An 18,782-nucleotide genomic window follows, 5' to 3' on the forward strand; every position below is an offset into this window, starting at 1 on the left:
TCCCAAGGACCTCACCCCTGGTTAAAACACCAGGTGGACAAAAGCGCCGTTCATCGTTTCAACTGCTAGCGCGTGCCGGTCCAGAAGATGGCGCGCGCGACCTGGGCGTAGAGGCCCTTCGGGTGGTTGCGGAACATCGGCTCGGTGCCGAAGAGGACTACGCGAGCGCCGGTGGACGAAGTGCCGGAGACGACGGCCGCTTGACCAGCGGCGTCGGCCTGGCCGCCGGTGCCGTTGTCACGCGGGCGCCAGTGGCCCGACGCGAGCGGCGTGGTGCCGTAGCGCTGCTCGACCGTCACGCCCGCGCCCAGGTTCGTGAACCAGTGCGGCGAGTAGACGAACGAATGCGGCAGCGCGCCGGTGCCGATCGGGCCGGAGCCGTTGACGACGTTCACCACGCCGTTGGCGTCCTCCCAGCCCGCGACCGGGGTGGCCTGCAGCAGCTTGGCGTCGACGTTGAACTTCGCCCCCGTCGCGCCGCGCGTGACGACACCGCCGCGCTTCAGGAACTCGTCGAGCCCGGCCTTCGCCGTCGCGTTGAGCTGCGTGTAGTCCAGGCCGGACGACACGAACAGCACGTCGATGCGCGAGAGGTCGAAGCCCGCGTTCAGCACGGCCGTGGAGATCGTGCGGACGTCGAACCCGGACTCCCGCAGCACCTGCAGCTCGTCCGCGCCGACCGCGGCCGCGATCGTCTTGCGCTGCAACGCCGTCCCACCCGGCTTGGCCGTGGTGAACCGGACGCCGTAGCGGTCGGCGACCTCCTGCGCGGCGAGCCGCTGGGCCGCGGGAACCACGATCGTGCCGTCGTCCTGGCGGCGCAGCTCGATGCCGCGGCCGAGCAGGTCGTTGACGGCGTTGGCGTCCTTGGCGTCGTTCAACGTCAGGGCGAGGTCGGCGCCGGGAGCGGCGTCGACGGTGCCGGTCGGGGCCGCCGCGACGACGTCCTTGCCGTTGAACTGGAACGGGCCGTTCTTGTAGATGTCGATCGACGCGCCCCAGAGCAGCCGGTGGCTCCAGCCGGAGATGTCGTACATCACCGGCACCTTGGCGCTGATGTCGCTGCCCTGCTCCAGCATCACGTTCGCGAGCGCGCGCTTCGGCTGGTGCATGTCGACCACGTACGACCCGGCCGGATAGCGCTTACCGCCCAGCGTGAAGGGCCTTTCGGCGCGTTCGACCCGGACGTCGTGGGCGACCAGGTGGTCGACGAGCCTGGCCGCGGCGGGCGCCGACCGGTCGTTGGTGATCACGTAGGCGCGCGGGAACTCCGTGCGGTAGCGGTCCTCCGGCCCGAAGCCCGGCACGAAACCGTCGGGGATCTCGCGCTGCGGCTCGCCCGCCTTGCCGCGGCGGAACATCTCGACCTGGTTGGAGATCAGCTCGCCGCGGTGGTCGTCCACGTAGTCGATCGTGGTCTTGATGGTGGACTCGACGACGTCGGTGTTGATCTTCGACCGGCGCTGCAGCTCCGCGGCGGGCAGCGTGTCGTACGCCTGCCGGTTGACCTGCTGCGGGATCTCGATCGTGTACGAGATGGCGCCGTGGTACATCGAGTACTGCGCCGTGTAGATCGGCGCCCAGCCGTCCCACACGCCGGGGTCGTAGTCGCGGAACGGGATCTCCGGCTTCGCCGTCTCCGGGTGGCCCAGCGCCTGGACGCCCTTCTCCATCGCGAGGCCGCCCGCGTAGCCGTGCTTGATGTAGAGGTCGAAGTCGTAGTTCTGGCCGTGCGGCGGCGTGGTGGGCTCGATGAGCGTGTTCTCCACGTAGCCGTGCTCGTCCAGCATCATCAACGGCTGGGTGTGCTCGACGATCTCGCGCATCGCCCGGTTCTCCGGCTGCGAGCTCGTGACGAAGTCGCGGTTGAGGTCGAAGCCCGCGTTGTTCTGCCGGGTGCCGGCGACGCGGCCGTCCGGGTTGGCCGTGAGGTTGAAGTAGATCCTGCTGCGGCGCAACAGGTTCAGCGTCTCCCGGTCGTTGGACGTGGCGAGGTGCTCGATGACCCGCAGCGCGCCGTCGGTGCCTTCCCACTCGTCGCCGTGGATGTTGTTGTTGATCCAGACGGGCGCCTTGTAGAGGCTGCTCGGAACCTTGTTGCCCTCTTCAATGCTCGCCCGCAACTGTTCCTGCAGACGGGTTTGCGCCGGGCTCTCGGGCGCGGTCAGCGTGACCAGGTAGAGGTCGCGGCCGAGCCCGGACTGGCCGACGACCTCGACGGAGATCCTGTCGCTCTTCTGCTGCAACGCGTTCAGCTTCGGCGCGAGCGAGTGGTACGGCGCGAGTCCGAGCTTGATGGTCTTGTCGGCCGGGTTCTCGGGATAGGTCCGCAGCTTCGTCTTGCGCGGGTATCCCTGGTAGCGGTCGGCCTGGTTCTCCCCCTGGGCCTGGACCAGCAGCGCCGAGCTGATGGTGTCCTGTGCCGCGATTTCGTTGCGCTCAGGCCCGTTGCCGGGCTCTCGGTCTGGGTTCGACGGTTGTGCTGTTCCACTGACAGGCGCCGCCACCGCCGCGGTGACCGCCAGGAGAACAGCGAGCAGAGTTCTGCGCATGCGGTCGTTTCTCGCACAACGGCCCGCTCATCGACTAGAGCCGATAGGCGGGCCGTCGGTGCGGACACCGTCGCCCCAGCCTCACCCCCTGGGCGGCTGCGACGACCGTGGCCGGTTCCCCTCGGTCAAGACTTGGACCAGATTCAGGTCTGAACCAAGCCTCGCACATGAGCGAGAGAAGTTCACCAACCGCGTTTGCCAGTAGGTTACAAATCACCACTGACCAGCGGGTTCCGCCACATCAACCACTCGATCGGCCTAGCCGGATCCGAGGCACAGGAACGGCCTGCGGAACGGGTCCTTCGCCATCGCCTCGGCCAGCGCCAAAGCCGGTGCCGCGCCGGCCACCAGTGCCTGGTGGTAGTCCGCCATCGCGGCCGCGCTGGCCTCGTCACCGACCTTGCTGGCCGCGGCGACGACGGTGCGGGTGCCGCCCGCGAGCATCGCGCCCGCGAAGCCCAGGGCCTCGTCACCAGGCCTGATGCGGTTGAGCGCCAGCTCACACGCCGCAAGGACGACGTGGGCGGGAGGCTTGCGCAGCCTGCCCAGCTCGTGCGCGAAGAGCGGTCCGTCGACCAGTTCGAGGCGGGAGAAGAGCGCGTTCTCGGTCTCGTGCTCCCCGTGGGCGGCGACATGGACGAGATCCGCACCGTCGAGATGCGCGAGGACCTCGGCGGCCGTCGCGTTGTCGCCGGAGAGTACGACAGCGTTCTCGTGGTGAACGGCAAGCCTGTCGACCTCACCGTCAGCGAACTGCAGGCTCGGTCCCCTCACCAACAGGACCCTGCCGGTCTTCGGCTCCTCTGCCTGAGCCGCAGCGAGCCAGGCCGTCGCGGAAGGCGCGGTGGCCACCGGGCGACCGTGCAGGCTCGGCAGCACACCCCACGGCACCGCGTAGAGCGGCCCGGTCGGCACCACAACCAGCTCGCGTTCACCGGTGAGCCGAGTCAGCGGCTTGATCAGAAGCTCGTCCAGATGGTCCGCCTGTTTGCGGGCCGACGCGCCGATCACCTGCACCAACGGGGCCGGCAGGTGGTCAGGAGCGAGCGCGTTGAGGTCGAAGTGCAGCCTGCGTGCGCTTTCCATGGCGACCTGTGCGTCGCCCAGCCTGATCATTTTGACCCGGCCACTGGCCACGACCACCGCGATCATGTCTCCGCCGGACGCGACGAAGCTGACCATGGCCTTGTCACCGAGCTCGGCGATGACCTCGCTGACACTCGCGACCGGCCGCGGCCGGCCCCAGCGCTGAGAGTGCCAGCCGAGCCTGTTCGCTTCCCGTTGCGCCTTGACCAGTTTTCCGCGCAACTCGGCGGTCGGTTGGCCGGACAGACCGTGCCGCAACAGCTTCCAGCTCAGGTTGCGCACCTCGGCGATGCGTTCGGCGACCTCGCTGGTGTCGGCGGCCTCGAGCGGCTCGTACCGGTACGTCTGTGCGCGGGTGCGTTCCAGCCAGGCGAAAAGGCTGCGGGCGTCGTTGTGCTCCAGCACCAACCGGATGGCGAGAGCGCTCAGCTCCCTGCCGTGCACAGCCGTGGCCGACACGAGCTCGAGTCCGCCCAGCTGGTCACGGACGCGGCCCAGCTCGTCCAGCGCCCGGCGCGCGTGGGCCAGCGCGGACCTCCGATTCCCCTTGGCCACCGCCAGTTCGGCGAGCACCAGGCGACGTTGCATCCGATGATCGATCGGGGTGACCGCTCTTGGTCCCGGTACCTCACCCAACAGCCGTTCGGCGTCGGCGAGCCGTCCTCTTCGAACCTCCAGGCGAGCGGCGAGCAGCCTGGCCAGCCGGGACTCGTCGACCAGGTGGTTCGCGGCGAGTTCGTCGGAGAGCGTCAACGCCTTCTGCACCAACGAGTTCGTGATGCGCTTGGACGTCATGGCCTGTCGGCCGTGCGCCCACAACTCGATCAGGGCGGCCATCATCCACCACGTACTGCCGCGCCGAACGAGCTTGCGTCCCGACGCCTTCGCCATCTTGCGCGCCAGGTCGAGCTCACCGTCGAGCAACGCGGCAGAGGCGCGGAACATCTCGACCTCAGCGATCTCCTGCCCGAACTTCTCCGCGCGCATGACCGGCAACGCCTCGTCGAGATGACCACCGGCCTCATCGGACAGTCCGATCATGAGCATCGCTTCGGCCTGGTCCAGCTGAAGCCGGGCGAGCAGACCGGGTTCGTCCATGTCCCGGTAGATCTTGGCGCACTCCTCGTACCGGCGAAGTGCCTCGGCGAGTTCACCGCTCTGCTTGCGGACGTTGGCGAGCGAGTGGATCGCGGACGCGTACTGATAGGGCAGGTCGTGCTGCTTGGAAAGTGCGATCACCCGCTCCAGATCGGCGATCGCGAGGTCCCGTTTGCGGACGGCACCATTGGCGAAACTCCTGTTCACCAACGCCACGGCGAGGTTGCGGATGAACCTGGGCTCGGTCTGCCGCTCGGCGTACTCGATGTAGCTGGTGAACAGGTCGACTGCCTGCTCCGGCTGCCCCATCCGCATGACCAGCAGACCCTGGTTGTGATCCACGCCGGCGCTGAGCAGCGCGCGTGCGTCAGGATCCGGCACCTGCTCGATCTCTCGACGCGCCTCTGCGAAGATCTGAAGGGCGCTGTCCATACCGCTGGTCTCGCCGACGCAAAGACCCAGCGTGAACAGCAGGCGGACACGCAGCTCGCTCCGATCCGAACTGGCCGGTGCGCGATCGAGCTGGCTCAGCCCGCGTCTGAGCAACCGGATCGCGGTGGGGAACCGGTTGGCGGCTTGCGCGGCAAACCCCGTCTGGAACAGCTCGCGCGCCCGATCCAAGGCACGAGCAGGCATGTGATCATCACACCACACTCGGCCGAATAGCGCTGTCCGCCAACCAGGCGCAGGCCCGGGTGGCGGACAGTGCACACACGGTGACCAGGCCCGTCAGTGGTCGACGCCACCTCCGCCGCCGCAGCACATCGGCTCCAGCTCGGGGTCGTGCTCATGGTCGTGCTCGTGCTCGTGGTCGTGCTCGGGATGGTCGTGCTCGGGGTGACTCTTCGCTCGGTCTTCCGTCTTCGGCTGCGTTCCCGCGACAGGACCGACGAACTTCTCACCCAGCTTCGCGGCCTCTTCGGGCGTGGTCATGAGGTTTCCCCCCTCGTTTGGACTATTTACTTCCCATCCCCCCAGATGGGTGCGTCAAAGAGGGTGGCACACACGGCTACGGGTATACGTCTCATTTAGCTAACAGCCACTCGGTCGGCCTAAGATCACAAAGGGTCACCTGCACAAACAGGTGACCCTTTGTGATTTTTGCTTCGATTGTGTATCTACGAGCAGCGTGCGAGCACGATCTCGCGAACGCGGGCCGCGTCGGCCTGGCCCTTCGTGGCCTTCATGACCGCGCCGACGATGGCGCCGGCCGCCTGGACCTTGCCGTCGCGGATCTTCTGGGCCACGTCCGGCTGGGCCGCGAGGGCCTCGTCGACCGCCTTCTCCAGCGCCGAGTCGTCCGAGACGACCTTGAGGCCGCGCTTCTCGACGACCTCGTCCGGGGAGCCTTCGCCCTCCAGCACGCCGTTGACGGCCTCGCGGGCGAGCTTGTTGGTCAGCGCGCCGGAGTTCACCAGCTCGATCACCCGTGCCACCTGGGCAGGGGTGATGGGGAGGTCGGTGAGCTCGACGCCGCGGGCGTTGGCCTGCTGCGCCAGGTACGACACCCACCAGGAGCGGGCCTCGTCCGGCTTGGCGCCCGCGACGACGGTGGCCTCGATGAGGTCGAGGGCGCCGGCGTTGACCAGGTCGCGCAGCACCTCGTCGGTGAGGTTCCACTCCTTCTGGATGCGCGCGCGGCGCTCCCACGGGAGCTCGGGCAGGGTGCCGCGGAGCTCCTCGACCCACTCGCGCGACGGCGCGATCGGGACCAGGTCCGGCTCGGGGAAGTAGCGGTAGTCCTCCGCCGTCTCCTTCTTGCGGCCGGGCGACGTCGTGCCGGAGGACTCGTCGAAGTGACGGGTCTCCTGGGTCACCGTGCCGCCGGAGGCGAGCACCGCGGCCTGGCGCGTCATCTCGAAGCGGACGGCGCGTTCGACGCTGCGCAGCGAGTTGACGTTCTTGGTCTCGGTGCGGGTGCCCAGCTCGCCGGTGGCCTTCGGGGTGAGCGAGACGTTCGCGTCGCAGCGCAGCGAGCCCTGGTCCATGCGGACGTCGGACACGTCGAGCGCCTTGAGCAGGTCGCGCAGCGCCGTGACGTACGCGCGAGCCACCTCGGGGGCGCGCCTGCCGGTGCCCGGGATCATCTTCGTGACGATCTCGATCAGCGGCACGCCCGCGCGGTTGTAGTCGAGCAGCGAGTGCTCCGCGCCGTGGATGCGACCGGTGGCGCCGCCGACGTGCAGCGACTTGCCCGTGTCCTCCTCCATGTGCGCGCGCTCGATCTCGACGCGGATGACCTCGCCGTCGTCCAGCGTCACGTCGAGCCAGCCGTTGTAGGCGATCGGCTCGTCGTACTGCGACGTCTGGAAGTTCTTCGGCATGTCCGGGTAGAAGTAGTTCTTCCGGGCGAACCGGCACCACTCGGCGATCTCGCAGTTCAGCGCGAGGCCGATGCGGATCGCGGACTCGACGGCCTTGCCGTTCACGACCGGCAGCGAGCCCGGCAGGCCGAGGCACGTCGGGCAGGTGTGCGTGTTCGGCTCGCCGCCGAACTCGTTGGCGCAGCCGCAGAACATCTTCGTGTTGGTGTGCAGCTCGACGTGCACCTCGAGGCCCAGGACGGGGTCGTACTTCTCGATGACCTCGTCGTAGTCCATCAGCTCAACCAGAGAGGTCATGCCAACTCGTCCTTCCGCAGAGCACGAACGGCCAGCGCCGCACCGGTGACCGCCACGGCGATGCTGGCGATCGCGTTCGCCAGTGCCAGCTTGTCCTTCTTCTCACGAGCGGCCTTCAAGCCCGAGAACGCTCCCACGGCTCCTGCCACGGCGCCCGCGAGGCCGAGGACTCCCCTCGCCTTCTTGATGTTCACAGCGACGGACCTCCGAACGCGCCGCGCGCGGCCTCGTACGCCGCGGCAACGCGGTACATGCGGTGGTCCTGCAGCGCCGGAGCCATGATCTGCAGACCGACCGGCAGACCGTCCTCATCGGACAGACCACTCGGGACGCTCATCGCCGGCGTGCCCGCGAGGTTCGCGGGAATCGTGCAGAGGTCCGCCTTGTACATGGCCATCGGGTCGTTCGCGCGCTCACCGATCTTGAACGCCGTGGTCGGCGTGGTCGGCGAGATGAGCACGTCGAACGTCGCGAACGCCTTCTGGAAGTCCTGCGTGATCAGCGTGCGCACCTTCTGCGCCGAGCCGTAGTACGCGTCGTAGTAACCGGACGACAGCGCGTACGTGCCGATCATGATGCGGCGCTTGACCTCGGGGCCGAAGCCGGCCTCGCGGGTCAGCGACATGACCTCCTCGGTGCTGCGCGTGCCGTCGTCGCCGACGCGCAGGCCGTAGCGCATGGCGTCGAACCGGGCGAGGTTCGACGAGCACTCGCTCGGCGCGATGAGGTAGTACGCGGGCAGCGCGTAGTCGAAGCTCGGGCACGACACGTCCGCGATCTCCGCGCCGAGCTCCTTGAGCTGCGACACTGCGGCCTGGAAGCTGCGCAGGACGCCCGGCTGGTAGCCCTCGCCCTGGAACTGCGTGACGACACCGATGCGCACACCGGACAGGTCGCCGTTCAGACCCTCACGAGCCGCGGCGACCACGGCGGGCACCGGCTCGTTGATCGAGGTGGAGTCCATCTCGTCGTAGCCCGCGATGACCTCGTGCAGCAGCGCGGCGTCGAGCACCGTGCGCGCACACGGACCGGCCTGGTCCAACGAGCTGGAGAACGCGACGAGGCCGTAGCGGGAAACGCCGCCGTAGGTGGGCTTCACGCCGACGGTGCCGGTGACGGCGCCGGGCTGGCGGATCGAGCCACCGGTGTCGGTGCCGATCGCGAGCGGCGCCTGGTAGGCGGCCAGCGCGGCGGACGAGCCACCGCCGGAGCCACCGGGGATGCGCTCGAGGTCCCACGGGTTGCGCGTAGGACCGTACGCCGAGTTCTCGGTCGACGAACCCATGGCGAACTCGTCCATGTTCGTCTTGCCGAGGATGACGACGCCGGCTTCCTTGAGCTTGCGGGTCACCGTCGCGTCGTAGGGCGGCAGCCAGCCCTCGAGCATCTTGGAGCCGCACGTGGTCGGCACGCCCTCGGTGGTCATGACGTCCTTGAGCGCCAGCGGAACACCCGCCAGCGGGGACACCTTCTCACCGGCCTTGACGGCGTCGTCGACCTTGCGGGCCTGGGCGAGCGCGCCCTCGGTGTCGACGTGCAGGAAGGAGTTGACCTTCCCGTTGGTCTCGGAGATGCGGTCCAGGTGGGCACGGGTGACCTCGACACTGGAGACCTCACCGCTGTGGATCTTCGCGGCGAGCTCGGCCGCGGTGGCGTGGATCAGGTCGTTGGTCATGCTTCCTCACCCAGGATGCGGGGCACGCGGAACCGGCCGTCCTCGGCCTCAGGAGCGCCGGAGAGCGCCTGCTGCTGACCGAGGCTCGGACGGACCACGTCCTCGCGGAAGACGTTGGTCAGCGGAACGGCGTGCGACGTCGGCGGGATGTCGGCCGTGGCGATGTCGCCAACGGTGGCCACCGACTGGAGGATCACGTCGAGCTGGCCGGCGAACAAGTCGAGTTCGTCCTCGGTGACGGCCAGCCTGGCGAGCTTCGCCAGGTGCGCGACCTCGTCGCGGGAGATGCTGGGCACTCCTGTCAACCCCCGTAGGGTCGGGATTCGAATCGGGAACCCCGTGAGTCTATGGGCTGGTCAGTGGCGTCTTCGAACGGGTTACCGCCTGTGCTGTTGACCGGCACGTCAACTTAACCGTTCCGCAACGCGGACAGCGGGTCATGCGTTGAGGATCCGTCTGCGAGAATCACCGACCGGCAACGGCGCGAGACGCGGGGTCCCGCGCACGAGCTATGGAGGCGTTCACCTTGTCGTTCCTGATCCGGGTCCAGCTCCCGGACCGTCCCGGCACCCTCGGCGCGGTCGCAACGGCTTTGGGCGCGATCGGGGCGGACATACTCAGCGTCGACGTGGTGGAACGCGGTTCCGGCGTGGCCATCGACGACCTGGTGGTGGAGCTCCCGTCCGGCCGGCTGCCCGACACGTTGATCACCGCGGCGGAGTCCGTCGACGGCGTCGAGGTGGACGCGGTGCGCCCGTACGCGGGCATTCTCGACACCCACCGCGAACTCGAGCTCGTCGAGGAGATCGCGGAGGAACCGCACAAGGGCCTCGAGGTCTTCACCGAGGGCGTCCCGAAGATCATCCGGGCGGGCTGGGCCGTCGTCGTCGGCCCGGAAGGCACCGGCATCAACCGGCTGACGTCGTCCTCCGCCGCGCCGGAGACCCGGATCGCGGACGCGCCGTGGTTCCCGCTGGAGCGCGCCACCGTGCTCGACGGCGAGGAGGAGTGGGTGCCGGAGACCTGGCGCGAGCTGGGCACCGAACTGGCGGCCACCCCGCTGGGCAAGCCCGACCGGGTGCTGGTCGTCGGACGCCCCGGCGGCCCGATGTTCCGCGCGGCCGAGGTGGCGAGGCTCGCGCACCTGGCGGGAATCGTCGCGGTCGTTCTGCCCGACTAGGGCCTGTATCGAAGTCCCGTTCGATGAGAGTCGCGAACATGGACTTCGATACAGGCCCTAGCTGGGGGCCTTGGCCTTCTGGTTGCGCCTGGCCATCGCGACTAGTTCGGTGTTGTTCCTGGCTCTGCGGCCGTCGGGCATGGTCAGCGTGTCCTCCAGCCCCATGCGCACACCGTGCTCGAGCCTTGCGGCGTGGACGAAAACCGGCCACGCGTCCTCGTCCCTGCCGTGCAGCAGGATCGGCAACCCCAGCGGTTCCACCTGCCGCAGGAGCTCCTCCGCGTTCCGCGCGGTCGCCGTGACGGTGATCCGCGCGGCGCCCGGCGGCAGATCCCCGATCAGGTCGGGGATGTCGACGACGAGCTCGACGCCGACGTTGACCTGGTGCAGCGCCCTGGCCAGCTCGCGCCAGCCGGGTTCGCTGACGTGCACGCTCGCGATGTCGGGCCGTCCCGCCGCGAGCGGTGCCCAGCTCGCGATCAACCTGGCGCGGTTGCCGGGGACGTTCGTCGACACGCTGATCTCGATGCCGGGCACGGCGGCCCTGACCGTGGCGATCGTCGTGGCCACCTCCGGCCCCACCAGCGTGGGCGCGCCGATGACGTCCCTCGGGTGGAGGTGCACCGAGGTGACGCCGAGCGCGGCGACGTCGGCGGCGTCCTCGGCCAGCCGCTCGGGGGTGAGCGGCAGGGCGGGGTGCTCCTCGGCTGTGCGGGAGCCGTTCAGACAGGCTTGCAGCACACGTCATACGGTCCCACACAAACCTCGTGGGCGCGTTGCTCCAACGGCTAGTTTGGAGGCATGCGACTGGCTCTTTCGTTCGCCCAGTCCGGCCTCGCGGTCGGTGATCTGGCGCTCGGCGCGGCGGGGTTGCTCGCGGTGGCGGTGGTCATCGTCGCCGTTCTGCGGAAGCGGTGATCTACCACCAGAATCGGCCGTGATCGCACCGAATCCAGGAGGTAGAAGATCATGGCCATCACCGTGAACCTCGACATGCTCCTCGACAAGCAGTACGAGAACCTCCCGCTCAACGAGATCCTGGACGCCCCCGTGGACGCGCTGCAGGGCGTGAGCGCGGGCGACGCGGAGAAGCTCAAGGCCGCGTTCAACATCAAGACCGTGCGCGATCTGGGCACCAACAAGTACTTCCGGGCCGCCGTGACGTTGCTCGACCTGGAGTCGACGGCCCGTTAGAACACGACGCGGTAGGTGACGAACGGCGTCTTCTCGGCGACTTTGTCGTAGAGCCGGCGTGCGGTTTCGTTCCACTCGCTGGTGTGCCAGTAGAGGCGGCAGCACTTCTGCTGCTTCGCCCACTCGGCCACGGCCTCGATGAGCGCGCGGCCCACGCCGCGGCCGCGCGCCTCCGGGGCGGTGAAGAGGTCCTGCAGGTAGCAGACGTCCGGGCTGGACGTGCTGGGGTGCTTGAAGAAGTGCGTGATGCCGACGACCGTGCCGTTCTCGTCGCGGGCGCACAGGGCGTGGATGGTCCTGCTCTCCTGGAAGGCCTGCCACTTCTCGTCGTAGGTCTCCGGGGGCAATGTCCGTTCGTAGAAGGTGTTGTAGCCCTCGAAGAGCTCCTGCCACCTGGCGCGGTCCGCGGGGGTGAGCGGGCCGATCGCGATCATGTTGGTCCTTTCCGGGGTCACCCGGTTGGATGACCTTCGTGTCGACGACCCTCACCACCGAGCTGCTGTTGCACCGCGCGGGCACCAAGTCGTACTGGCGCGGCCTCACCTACCGCGACGCCGTGCTGTCCCTGCGGGTGCACAGCAGGCACGTGACGGCGCGGGTGCGGGGCAGCGACGACTCGGCCTACGCGGTGGAGCTGTCGTGGTCGGGCACGCATCTGGTGGGCTCGTGCAGTTGCCCGCACGGGTCGGAGGGCTTCTTCTGCAAGCACTGCGTGGCCGTGGGGCTGGTGTTGCTGGACCGGGGGCAGACCGTGCCGCCGCCCGACGCCGAGGACGTGGAGCTCAAGGACGTGCTGAGATCGCTCCCCGCCGAGGTGCTGCGTGACCTGCTCTACGAACAGGCGGCGGGAGACCTGAAGCTGCGGGCGCGGATCATGTCGGCGCGGTGATCTGCGTCTTGCGCCCCACCGCCTGATCCATCTCCAGCACCGACCCGTCGGTGAACACGAAGGCCTGGAAGTACCGCGGCCTGCCGAGGTCGTGTCCGAGGTGGACCTCGGGCAACGCGCGCAACGCGGACCTGTCCGCCTGCCACCACAGCACGTGGTTGTCCGAGTCCGCGACGTACACCGCCGCGAGCCGGCGTTCCGTCAGGCACAGCAGGGTCTTGCCGCGGCCGGCGACGAGGTGGTCCGCGAACCGCACGGCGAGCGCGCCTGGGTCCTGCGCGACGACACGGCCGCACAGCGTCGGGTCGTACACCCACTCGTCGTCGAGGAACCGGCCCTCGCTCACCACCGTGCTCGGCAGCGGCAGCTTCAGCTTCTTCCGGTCGGACTCCGGCACCTCGCCGAGCGGTTCGAACGGTGCGGTGAGCACGTTCCGCACCTGGCCCAGCAGGTGTTTCTCGCACTCCCAGAACCACTCGATGGTTTCGCCGGGCGCAAGCCAAGGCACGCGGATCAGCTCCCGTTCGTGAAGCGCAGCGTCGGATCGTGCGGGCCGTTGAGCGGGAAGTCGAAGCCCGACCCGTCCACGGCCAGGACAGCGCGCAGCACCGGCGTCTTCTCGTCCCGCCACACCGGCTGGATGCTCGCGAGCTGACCGCGGTCGAACTCGAACCCCGTCACGACCTCCGGCAGTTCGACGGGTTTGCCGTTGGAACCGCCGGTGACCACCTCGAAGGCACCGGCCGCGAGACCGGACGCGAGACCGACGGTGGCGCTGCCCGCCAGGTGAGCGACGTTGCCCATGAACGACTTCTGGCCCTTCGCGAGCTGCGCCAGCGCGTCGGGCGTCGTCAGCCACGCGAGCCGCGCCGGAGTGAGCACCCACCAGCCCGGCACGCTGTTCCAGCCGGGCAACGACCGGCCGTGCCACGGCCGCACGGCGGTGACCGCGGCGCAGTCCGGTGCGGGCCCGAAGACCTGCGGCTCGAACGTCGGTTCCGGCACGTACCGCTCCGGCTGCTGATCGAAGCTGACGGACGCCGCCAACGACACCGGTGCGAGCGCCACCATCGCGGCGCCCACCCCGACCGCACGGGCCGCACGGGCGGCCAGGCCGCGCTGGGGGTTGCCCTTGCGGTCCAGGCCCGGCACGTCGTACGGCAGCTCCTTGAGCTGTCCCTCGCGCAGCCACAGGATGCGTTCGCCAGGACGGCACCAGTGCTCCCGCACGGACAGCACAGCGGTCATCTGCGGTCACCTACTCGTATTCGAAGCCACGGCGTTGCGCGTCCTTGCGTTCCTGTTCGGACTGCGGGATGCCCTCGGTCGCGGTCTCGTAGGACTTGTCGATCACGTGGTCGACGCCCATGTCGAACAGCGATCCCGCCAGCGAGCTGAACGCGGCCGTCGTCGGACGCTGTCCGCTCAGGCCTACCAGCTTGAGGCCCTCCTGCGCGAGGTTCGCCGCCAGCGCGCCCTCGCCGGTCACGTCCTTCATGAAGCGGTTCGCGGTCGTCGAGACGCCGTCGGCGTTGGCCCGGCTGATGATCTTGCCACCAGGTCCGATGATCCCGTCGACCTGACGGCCGGCCATCTTCTGCAGCGGGCTGGTCAGCTTGTTGGCGACGTTGCTGTCGAAGATCTTGCCGTCACGCAGGTCGCCGAACTTCTTGAGCAACCCCTCCGGCAACCGCTTGCGGATCTTCTGCAGCAGTTCCTCGAGCCGCTTGACCAGCTTGAACAGCTCGCCCTGCAGCTTCTTGATCTTCATCGCGATCCGGCCGCCGGTGACGCCCATGGTCGCGACCGTGCCACCCTCGGCCGCCACGACCGACGCACCGGCGGTGATCCACGACGCGGCGAGCGCGGCGAGCCACTCGACGATGAGCGTGATCACCATCTCGGTGAGGATGTCGACGACCATCTCGACGAACATGTCGAAGAGGTCGGCGATGAGGTTGAGCGTCTCCTTGAGCTCCTTGATGTCCGCGGACAGCGCCTTCACGCCCTCCGTGAACTCCTTCATCTGGCCGCGGAACCTGTCACCGGCCTGACCGCTCCACACACCGGCGGTCGCCTGCGCCCGCTGGGCCTCCTTCTCGGCGACGCCGTCGAGCCACTCGCCGACCTTCACCCAGCCCTCGCCGGTGGCGCGCATCTGCTGCGGGTCGCCGATCGCCCACTCGGCGAGCTCGACGAGCGGCGAGATCACCAGCGAGACCAGGAAGCCCAGGCCGTTGTTCAGGAACGCGTCGCCGGGGCTCGCGATCGTCTGGAGCAGCTCCGCCCTGTTCTTGACCATCTGGGCGGCCCACGCCGGCGGGTCGCTCTGGTCGCGCAGGTCGTTGGTCGCCATGACGTTGTCGGCGATCGAGCTGCCGCGGCCGGCGGCCTGTTCGAACCAGTTGCGGTGCTGCGGGTCGTTGGCGGAGTTGTTGAGGTCCGCGAGAGTGCCCGGCCCGTCCTTGGGTGCGGTCACGCGCCACCGCCCAGGAAGCCCTTGAACGTGTCGTGGAACGCCTTGTCCACTTCCTCGTACGTCCTGGCGGTCTCCGCGACCTGCTCGCTGACGTGTTCGAGGTACTGCACGGCCTTGGTGGCCATGGTCTGGCACTCCTGGAGGCTGTTGAAGTAGCCGCTGCTCAACCCGACCGCGTCACCGATCGGCCCGAAGCACTGGTCGTCGACCCGCGCCTGCTCGAGCAGCCTCGCGAGCTCGCCGAACTTGCCGGCCAGGCTCTTCGAGCCCTCGCTGTACTGGGCGAGCGCGTCCGCGCTGACGTGGAACTGGCTCATCGCTTCCCCCTCACCTCAGCACCGAGCCGCTGCCGAAGTCGTCGTCATCGTCCACCGGCGGCGCCGGCCTGCGCGGCGGCTGGACCGGCGGCGGTGGAGGCTGCGGAGGCTGCCGCTGCAACACCGAGCCGCCGTACTCCTCCGCCGGTGGCGGCGGCTGCGGCGCGTCCGGCCGGATCTGCAGGTCCTCGCCCGCGTGGGCACCCATGGCCTGGCGGAACTGCTGCATGCGGTCGCCGAGCAACGGCGCCGCGACCTCCTCCATCTGCGCGGCGGCGTTGGCCGTCGCCTCGCGGATCGCGCCGATGATGGCCTGCTGCAACGCGGTGTACGAGCGGTCCATCGACTTCGGCTCCAGCCGCAGGTCGAGCACCGCGCCCGACGGCGCGACGGTCACGGTCACACCCGCGTCCGGCGCCTTGCCGACGCCGCGCATGGTCTTGATCGCTTCCTGGAGCTGCTTGGCCTTGTCCGCCTGTTCCTGGAACGAGCGCATTGCAGCGGACAGCCGATCACCCGGCATCGTCACGATTAACCCCCGACGGTCACCTACTCGGTGATCGAGACTAAAGCACGCGGCCGTCCGGCCGGACCGGTTCCGCCATGTTGACCTGCGGTTTTGTTCGTCTGGTCCGATTCGTCGGATTCAGCGCGTGCGGACGCGGCACTACGACGGCGGTGTGCGGACCGGCACCGGCCTGGAAATGCTCGCGCACCAGCGGTTGTCGCGCGGTGGCGAAGTTCGGGCCGAACTCCTGCGTGATGTCCACCGACTCGACCGACAGTCCCTTGCCTCCCAACGAGGACAGGTGGTCCGCGACCGCTGCGTGCTGGAACCCACCGACCACCTTGCGGGTGCTTCGCGTCCCGCGCTTCCGAACCGCCCCTCGTCATGAGTTCAGGCCAGGGCGAACGGGACGTGGGACCGGCTTCTGGTCGATTTCCACCTGTGTCCGGGCGCACCAGCACGCCGCGGGCCTGCCGCTGGCTGTGATCCTCACGGCCGACTAGGCCTGCACCCACCGAACACCCGCATCGCGTAGCGCCGGCTTGGTCAGATCGGCATTCTGAAGGCGTAGGCCCGCAGGTTCACTCCGGGCAGTGGCGCCCAGTCGCGTTCGGGCAGGCGCGTGAACCCGAGCCGCTGGTACAACCGGTGCGCCGCCAGCATCTTCTCCGACGAGGACAGCACGACGCTGTCGGCACCGGCGGCACGGGCGCGGTCGAACACCGCCCGCACCAGGGCCTCACCGACGCCGCGGCCGCGAGCCGCCGCGGCGACGGACAACATGCGGAACTCCAGCTCGCCCGGCCGGGAGATCTCCGCGTACGGCGTGCCGGGCCGCACCACCGTGACCGAGCCCAGCACCTCACCGGAGCCGGGGTCGGCGGCCACGAGCACCTCGGCCTCCCGGAACCTCGACGCCGCGTCGGCCAGCACGGCCGCGTAGTCGTCCGTGCCTTCGAGGTAGCCGTCCACGCGGTACGCCTCGACCGTCACGGAGCCGACGGCGGGCAGGTCGGCCTCCGTCGCCGGGCGGATGATCACGTCAGCCATCTGTGCCCTCTTCCCCGATGGTGGCCACCTCCCTCGCCGCGTCCGGGCCCTGCTCCAGCAGGACGCGGAAGCCCGCCTCGTCGAGGACCGGGACCTTCAGGGCGATGGCCTTGTCGTACTTGGATCCTGGTGAGTCGCCGACGACCACGAAAGCGGTTTTCTTGGAGACCGAGCCGGCAGCCTTGCCGCCGCGGGCCAGGATCGACTCCTTGGCCGAGTCGCGGGAGAACTCCGTCAGCGAACCGGTGACCACGATGGACAGCCCCTCGAGGTTGCGGGTGATGGACTCGTCGCGCTCGTCCTCCATCCGCACGCCCGCGGCCCGCCAGCGGTCCACGACGACCTGGCGCCACTCGGTTTCCCGCCACTCGACCACGGCCGCCGCGATGGTCGGGCCCACGCCCTCTGCGCTCGCCAGGACCTCTTCCTCCGCGGCGAGGATCGCGTCCATCGAGCCGAACTGCAGCGCCAGCGCGCGGGCGGCGGTCGGGCCCACGTGGCGGATCGACAGCGCGACCAGCACCCTCCACAGAGGACGCGACTTGGCGGCTTCCAGGTTGTCGAGGAGCTTCCACGCGTTCGCGGACAGCTCACCGCTCTTGGTCGTGAACCGCTCGATCCGCAGCAGGTCGTCGGCGTCGAGGTCGAACAGGTCGGCCTCGTTCGTGTACACCGTGGACTCGGTGATCGCGGCGGCCGCCTCGTAGCCGAGCACCTCGATGTCCAGCGCGGCGCGGGAAGCCAGGTACGCCAGCCGTTCGCGCAGCTGACCTGGGCACGTCTGGGCGTTGGGACAGCGGATGTCGACGTCGCCCTCCTTCATCGGGCGCAGCTCGGCGTTGCACTCCGGGCACCGCGTCGGCATGACGAACTCGCGCGCGTCGGCGGGCCGCGCGGCCAGCACCGGGCCCAGCACCTCCGGGATCACGTCGCCCGCCTTGCGAATGACGATGCGGTCGCCGATCAGCACGCCCTTGCGCTTCACCTCGGACGCGTTGTGCAGCGTGGCCCGCGCGACCGTCGACCCCGCCACCTTCACCGGTTCCATCACCGCGAACGGCGTGACCCGGCCGGTGCGGCCCACCTGGACCTGGATGTCGAGCAGCGTCGTGGTGGCTTCCTCCGGCGGGTACTTGTACGCGATGGCCCACCGCGGTGCGCGCGACGTCGTGCCCAGCCGCCGTTGCAGCGACACCTCGTCGACCTTGATGACGACGCCGTCGATCTCGTGGATCGCGTCGTGCCGGTGCTCTCCCCAGTACTCGACGTGCTTGCGGATGTCGGCCGGATCGGTGAGCACCTTGGTGTGCGAGGACACCGGCAGGCCCCACGACTTCAGCGCCTCGTAGGCGAGCGACTGGCGGGCGACCGAGAAGCCCTCGGTCTTGCCGATGCCGTGGCAGATCATCCGCAGCTTGCGCGAGGCGGTGACCTTCGGGTCCTTCTGCCGCAACGAGCCCGCCGCGGTGTTGCGCGGGTTCGCGAACGGCGGTTTGCCCTGCTCGACCAGCGAGGCGTTCAACGCGAGGAAGTCCTCGACCGCGAAGAACACCTCGCCGCGCACCTCGACGAGATCCGGCACCGGGTACTCGTCCGAGCCCTTGAGCGTGACGGGCACGTCCGCGATGGTGCGGACGTTCAGCGTCACGTCCTCGCCGGTGCGGCCGTCGCCGCGGGTGAGCGCGCGCGTGAGCCTGCCCTTCTCGTAGAGCAGGTTGATCGCGAGACCGTCGATCTTCAGCTCGCACAGGTAGTGCGTGCCTTCGCCGACGTCCTTCTGGACGCGCTCGAACCAGGCCGTCAGCTCGTCCTGGGCGAAGACGTTGTCCAGGCTGAGCATGCGCTCCAGGTGGTCGACCGCCTTGAACTCGGTCGAGAACGTGCCGCCGACGAGCTGCGTCGGCGAGTCCGGTGTGGCCAGACCCGGATGCTCCGCCTCCAGTGCCTCCAGCGCCTTGAGCATCTCGTCGAACTCACCGTCGGTGACGACGGGATCGTCCAGCACGTAGTAGCGGAACTGGTGCGAGCGCACCTCTTCCGCGAGCACGGCATGCCGCTCGCGCACCTCTGCGGGGACGTCTTCAAGGCTCTCGCTGGTCACGGGGAACAGCTTAGTGAGCAGGTCTGACAGTT

Annotated in this window: 20 protein-coding genes; 3 read left to right on the plus strand and 17 right to left on the minus strand. The window is 69.0% G+C overall.

Features of this window, described 5'->3' with window-relative positions; genetic code table 11:
* Positions 1 to 65: 65 nt before the first annotated feature.
* The 7 genes from IEZ09_RS41450 to gatC all read right to left on the minus strand — a co-directional run bounded on the left by IEZ09_RS41450 (position 66) and on the right by gatC (position 9,328).
* On the minus strand, positions 66 to 2,552 hold the full coding sequence (locus tag IEZ09_RS41450) for a M14 family zinc carboxypeptidase (protein ID WP_189259336.1): 2,487 nt from the start codon (positions 2,550 to 2,552) through the stop codon (positions 66 to 68).
* A gap of 258 nt (positions 2,553 to 2,810) precedes the next feature.
* Positions 2,811 to 5,372, minus strand: coding sequence for a CHAT domain-containing protein (locus tag IEZ09_RS41455; protein WP_189259337.1), 2,562 nt, complete (start codon positions 5,370 to 5,372; stop codon positions 2,811 to 2,813).
* A gap of 93 nt (positions 5,373 to 5,465) precedes the next feature.
* A complete protein-coding gene (locus IEZ09_RS41460; RefSeq protein WP_189259338.1) occupies positions 5,466 to 5,669 on the minus strand; it encodes a hypothetical protein in 204 nt (67 codons plus the stop codon).
* Positions 5,670 to 5,854: 185 nt separating this feature from the next.
* A complete protein-coding gene (gene gatB / locus IEZ09_RS41465) occupies positions 5,855 to 7,357 on the minus strand; it encodes an Asp-tRNA(Asn)/Glu-tRNA(Gln) amidotransferase subunit GatB (protein WP_189259339.1) in 1,503 nt (500 codons plus the stop codon).
* Entirely contained in the window at positions 7,354 to 7,551 is a 198-nt protein-coding gene (locus IEZ09_RS41470; protein WP_229813407.1) for a hypothetical protein, read from the minus strand. The genes gatB and IEZ09_RS41470 overlap by 4 nt, the downstream gene beginning before the upstream one ends.
* A complete protein-coding gene (gene gatA / locus IEZ09_RS41475) occupies positions 7,548 to 9,032 on the minus strand; it encodes an Asp-tRNA(Asn)/Glu-tRNA(Gln) amidotransferase subunit GatA (RefSeq protein ID WP_189259340.1) in 1,485 nt (494 codons plus the stop codon). Before gatA ends, IEZ09_RS41470 begins: the two co-directional genes overlap by 4 nt.
* Entirely contained in the window at positions 9,029 to 9,328 is a 300-nt protein-coding gene (gene gatC / locus IEZ09_RS41480) for an Asp-tRNA(Asn)/Glu-tRNA(Gln) amidotransferase subunit GatC (protein ID WP_086660690.1), read from the minus strand. The genes gatA and gatC overlap by 4 nt, the downstream gene beginning before the upstream one ends.
* Positions 9,329 to 9,558: 230 nt before the next feature.
* Here gatC and IEZ09_RS41485 point away from each other — a divergent pair, with 230 nt between their 5' ends.
* The gene (locus tag IEZ09_RS41485; protein WP_189259367.1) at positions 9,559 to 10,212 is read left to right on the plus strand and encodes an ACT domain-containing protein; all 654 of its coding nucleotides are present in this window, start codon (positions 9,559 to 9,561) and stop codon (positions 10,210 to 10,212) included.
* Between the two features lie 57 nt (positions 10,213 to 10,269).
* On the opposite strand, the gene IEZ09_RS41490 is transcribed toward IEZ09_RS41485, so the two are convergent.
* On the minus strand, positions 10,270 to 10,953 hold the full coding sequence (locus IEZ09_RS41490; RefSeq protein WP_189259341.1) for a 3-keto-5-aminohexanoate cleavage protein: 684 nt from the start codon (positions 10,951 to 10,953) through the stop codon (positions 10,270 to 10,272).
* A gap of 228 nt (positions 10,954 to 11,181) precedes the next feature.
* On the opposite strand from IEZ09_RS41490, the gene IEZ09_RS41495 reads away from it, so the two are divergent.
* Positions 11,182 to 11,406 carry a hypothetical protein gene (locus tag IEZ09_RS41495; protein WP_189259342.1) on the plus strand — a complete coding sequence of 75 codons (225 nt, stop codon included), beginning with the start codon at positions 11,182 to 11,184 and terminating at the stop codon, positions 11,404 to 11,406.
* Here IEZ09_RS41495 and IEZ09_RS41500 read toward each other — a convergent pair.
* Positions 11,403 to 11,861, minus strand: a complete 459-nt coding sequence (locus tag IEZ09_RS41500) for a GNAT family N-acetyltransferase (RefSeq protein ID WP_308427940.1) — start codon at positions 11,859 to 11,861, stop codon at positions 11,403 to 11,405. The genes IEZ09_RS41495 and IEZ09_RS41500 overlap by 4 nt on opposite strands.
* 8 nt (positions 11,862 to 11,869) lie before the next feature.
* Between IEZ09_RS41500 and IEZ09_RS41505 the strand changes: the two genes are divergently transcribed.
* Positions 11,870 to 12,295, plus strand: a complete 426-nt coding sequence (locus IEZ09_RS41505; RefSeq protein ID WP_189259344.1) for an SWIM zinc finger family protein — start codon at positions 11,870 to 11,872, stop codon at positions 12,293 to 12,295.
* On the opposite strand, the gene IEZ09_RS41510 is transcribed toward IEZ09_RS41505, so the two are convergent.
* The 8 genes from IEZ09_RS41510 to ligA form a co-directional block, all read right to left on the minus strand.
* The gene (locus tag IEZ09_RS41510; RefSeq protein WP_189259345.1) at positions 12,279 to 12,803 is read right to left on the minus strand and encodes a hypothetical protein; all 525 of its coding nucleotides are present in this window, start codon (positions 12,801 to 12,803) and stop codon (positions 12,279 to 12,281) included. The genes IEZ09_RS41505 and IEZ09_RS41510 overlap by 17 nt on opposite strands.
* Before the next feature lie 5 nt (positions 12,804 to 12,808).
* Positions 12,809 to 13,543, minus strand: a complete 735-nt coding sequence (locus tag IEZ09_RS41515) for a hypothetical protein (RefSeq protein ID WP_189259346.1) — start codon at positions 13,541 to 13,543, stop codon at positions 12,809 to 12,811.
* A gap of 10 nt (positions 13,544 to 13,553) precedes the next feature.
* The gene (locus tag IEZ09_RS41520) at positions 13,554 to 14,774 is read right to left on the minus strand and encodes a WXG100 family type VII secretion target (RefSeq protein WP_189259347.1); all 1,221 of its coding nucleotides are present in this window, start codon (positions 14,772 to 14,774) and stop codon (positions 13,554 to 13,556) included.
* Positions 14,771 to 15,091: a hypothetical protein gene (locus tag IEZ09_RS41525; RefSeq protein WP_189259348.1), complete on the minus strand. Its 321-nt coding sequence runs from the start codon at positions 15,089 to 15,091 to the stop codon at positions 14,771 to 14,773. The genes IEZ09_RS41520 and IEZ09_RS41525 overlap by 4 nt, the downstream gene beginning before the upstream one ends.
* 10 nt (positions 15,092 to 15,101) lie before the next feature.
* Positions 15,102 to 15,614: a YbaB/EbfC family nucleoid-associated protein gene (locus IEZ09_RS41530; protein WP_189259368.1), complete on the minus strand. Its 513-nt coding sequence runs from the start codon at positions 15,612 to 15,614 to the stop codon at positions 15,102 to 15,104.
* Positions 15,615 to 15,657: 43 nt separating this feature from the next.
* A complete protein-coding gene (locus IEZ09_RS41535; RefSeq protein ID WP_189259349.1) occupies positions 15,658 to 15,939 on the minus strand; it encodes a hypothetical protein in 282 nt (93 codons plus the stop codon).
* Between the two features lie 206 nt (positions 15,940 to 16,145).
* Positions 16,146 to 16,649: a GNAT family N-acetyltransferase gene (locus IEZ09_RS41540; protein ID WP_189259350.1), complete on the minus strand. Its 504-nt coding sequence runs from the start codon at positions 16,647 to 16,649 to the stop codon at positions 16,146 to 16,148.
* A complete protein-coding gene (gene ligA / locus IEZ09_RS41545; RefSeq protein WP_229813408.1) occupies positions 16,642 to 18,750 on the minus strand; it encodes an NAD-dependent DNA ligase LigA in 2,109 nt (702 codons plus the stop codon). The genes IEZ09_RS41540 and ligA overlap by 8 nt, the downstream gene beginning before the upstream one ends.
* Positions 18,751 to 18,782 lie beyond the last annotated feature (32 nt).

Source organism: Lentzea flava, from assembly GCF_014648475.1.
Taxonomy (GTDB): Bacteria; Actinomycetota; Actinomycetes; order Mycobacteriales; family Pseudonocardiaceae; genus Lentzea; species Lentzea flava.

Bases quoted from the DNA above. Each gene is read 5' to 3' on its own strand.
- IEZ09_RS41515 (WP_189259346.1), bottom strand. From the start codon at position 13,543: ATGACCGCTGTGCTGTCCGTGCGGGAGCACTGGTGCCGTCCTGGCGAA.
- IEZ09_RS41530 (WP_189259368.1), bottom strand. From the start codon at position 15,614: ATGCCGGGTGATCGGCTGTCCGCTGCAATGCGCTCGTTCCAGGAACAG.
- IEZ09_RS41505 (WP_189259344.1), top strand. From the start codon at position 11,870: ATGACCTTCGTGTCGACGACCCTCACCACCGAGCTGCTGTTGCACCGC.
- IEZ09_RS41455 (WP_189259337.1), bottom strand. From the start codon at position 5,372: ATGCCTGCTCGTGCCTTGGATCGGGCGCGCGAGCTGTTCCAGACGGGG.
- IEZ09_RS41460 (WP_189259338.1), bottom strand. From the start codon at position 5,669: ATGACCACGCCCGAAGAGGCCGCGAAGCTGGGTGAGAAGTTCGTCGGT.
- gatA (WP_189259340.1), bottom strand. From the start codon at position 9,032: ATGACCAACGACCTGATCCACGCCACCGCGGCCGAGCTCGCCGCGAAG.
- IEZ09_RS41540 (WP_189259350.1), bottom strand. From the start codon at position 16,649: ATGGCTGACGTGATCATCCGCCCGGCGACGGAGGCCGACCTGCCCGCC.
- IEZ09_RS41495 (WP_189259342.1), top strand. From the start codon at position 11,182: ATGGCCATCACCGTGAACCTCGACATGCTCCTCGACAAGCAGTACGAG.
- gatB (WP_189259339.1), bottom strand. From the start codon at position 7,357: ATGACCTCTCTGGTTGAGCTGATGGACTACGACGAGGTCATCGAGAAG.
- IEZ09_RS41525 (WP_189259348.1), bottom strand. From the start codon at position 15,091: ATGAGCCAGTTCCACGTCAGCGCGGACGCGCTCGCCCAGTACAGCGAG.
- IEZ09_RS41450 (WP_189259336.1), bottom strand. From the start codon at position 2,552: ATGCGCAGAACTCTGCTCGCTGTTCTCCTGGCGGTCACCGCGGCGGTG.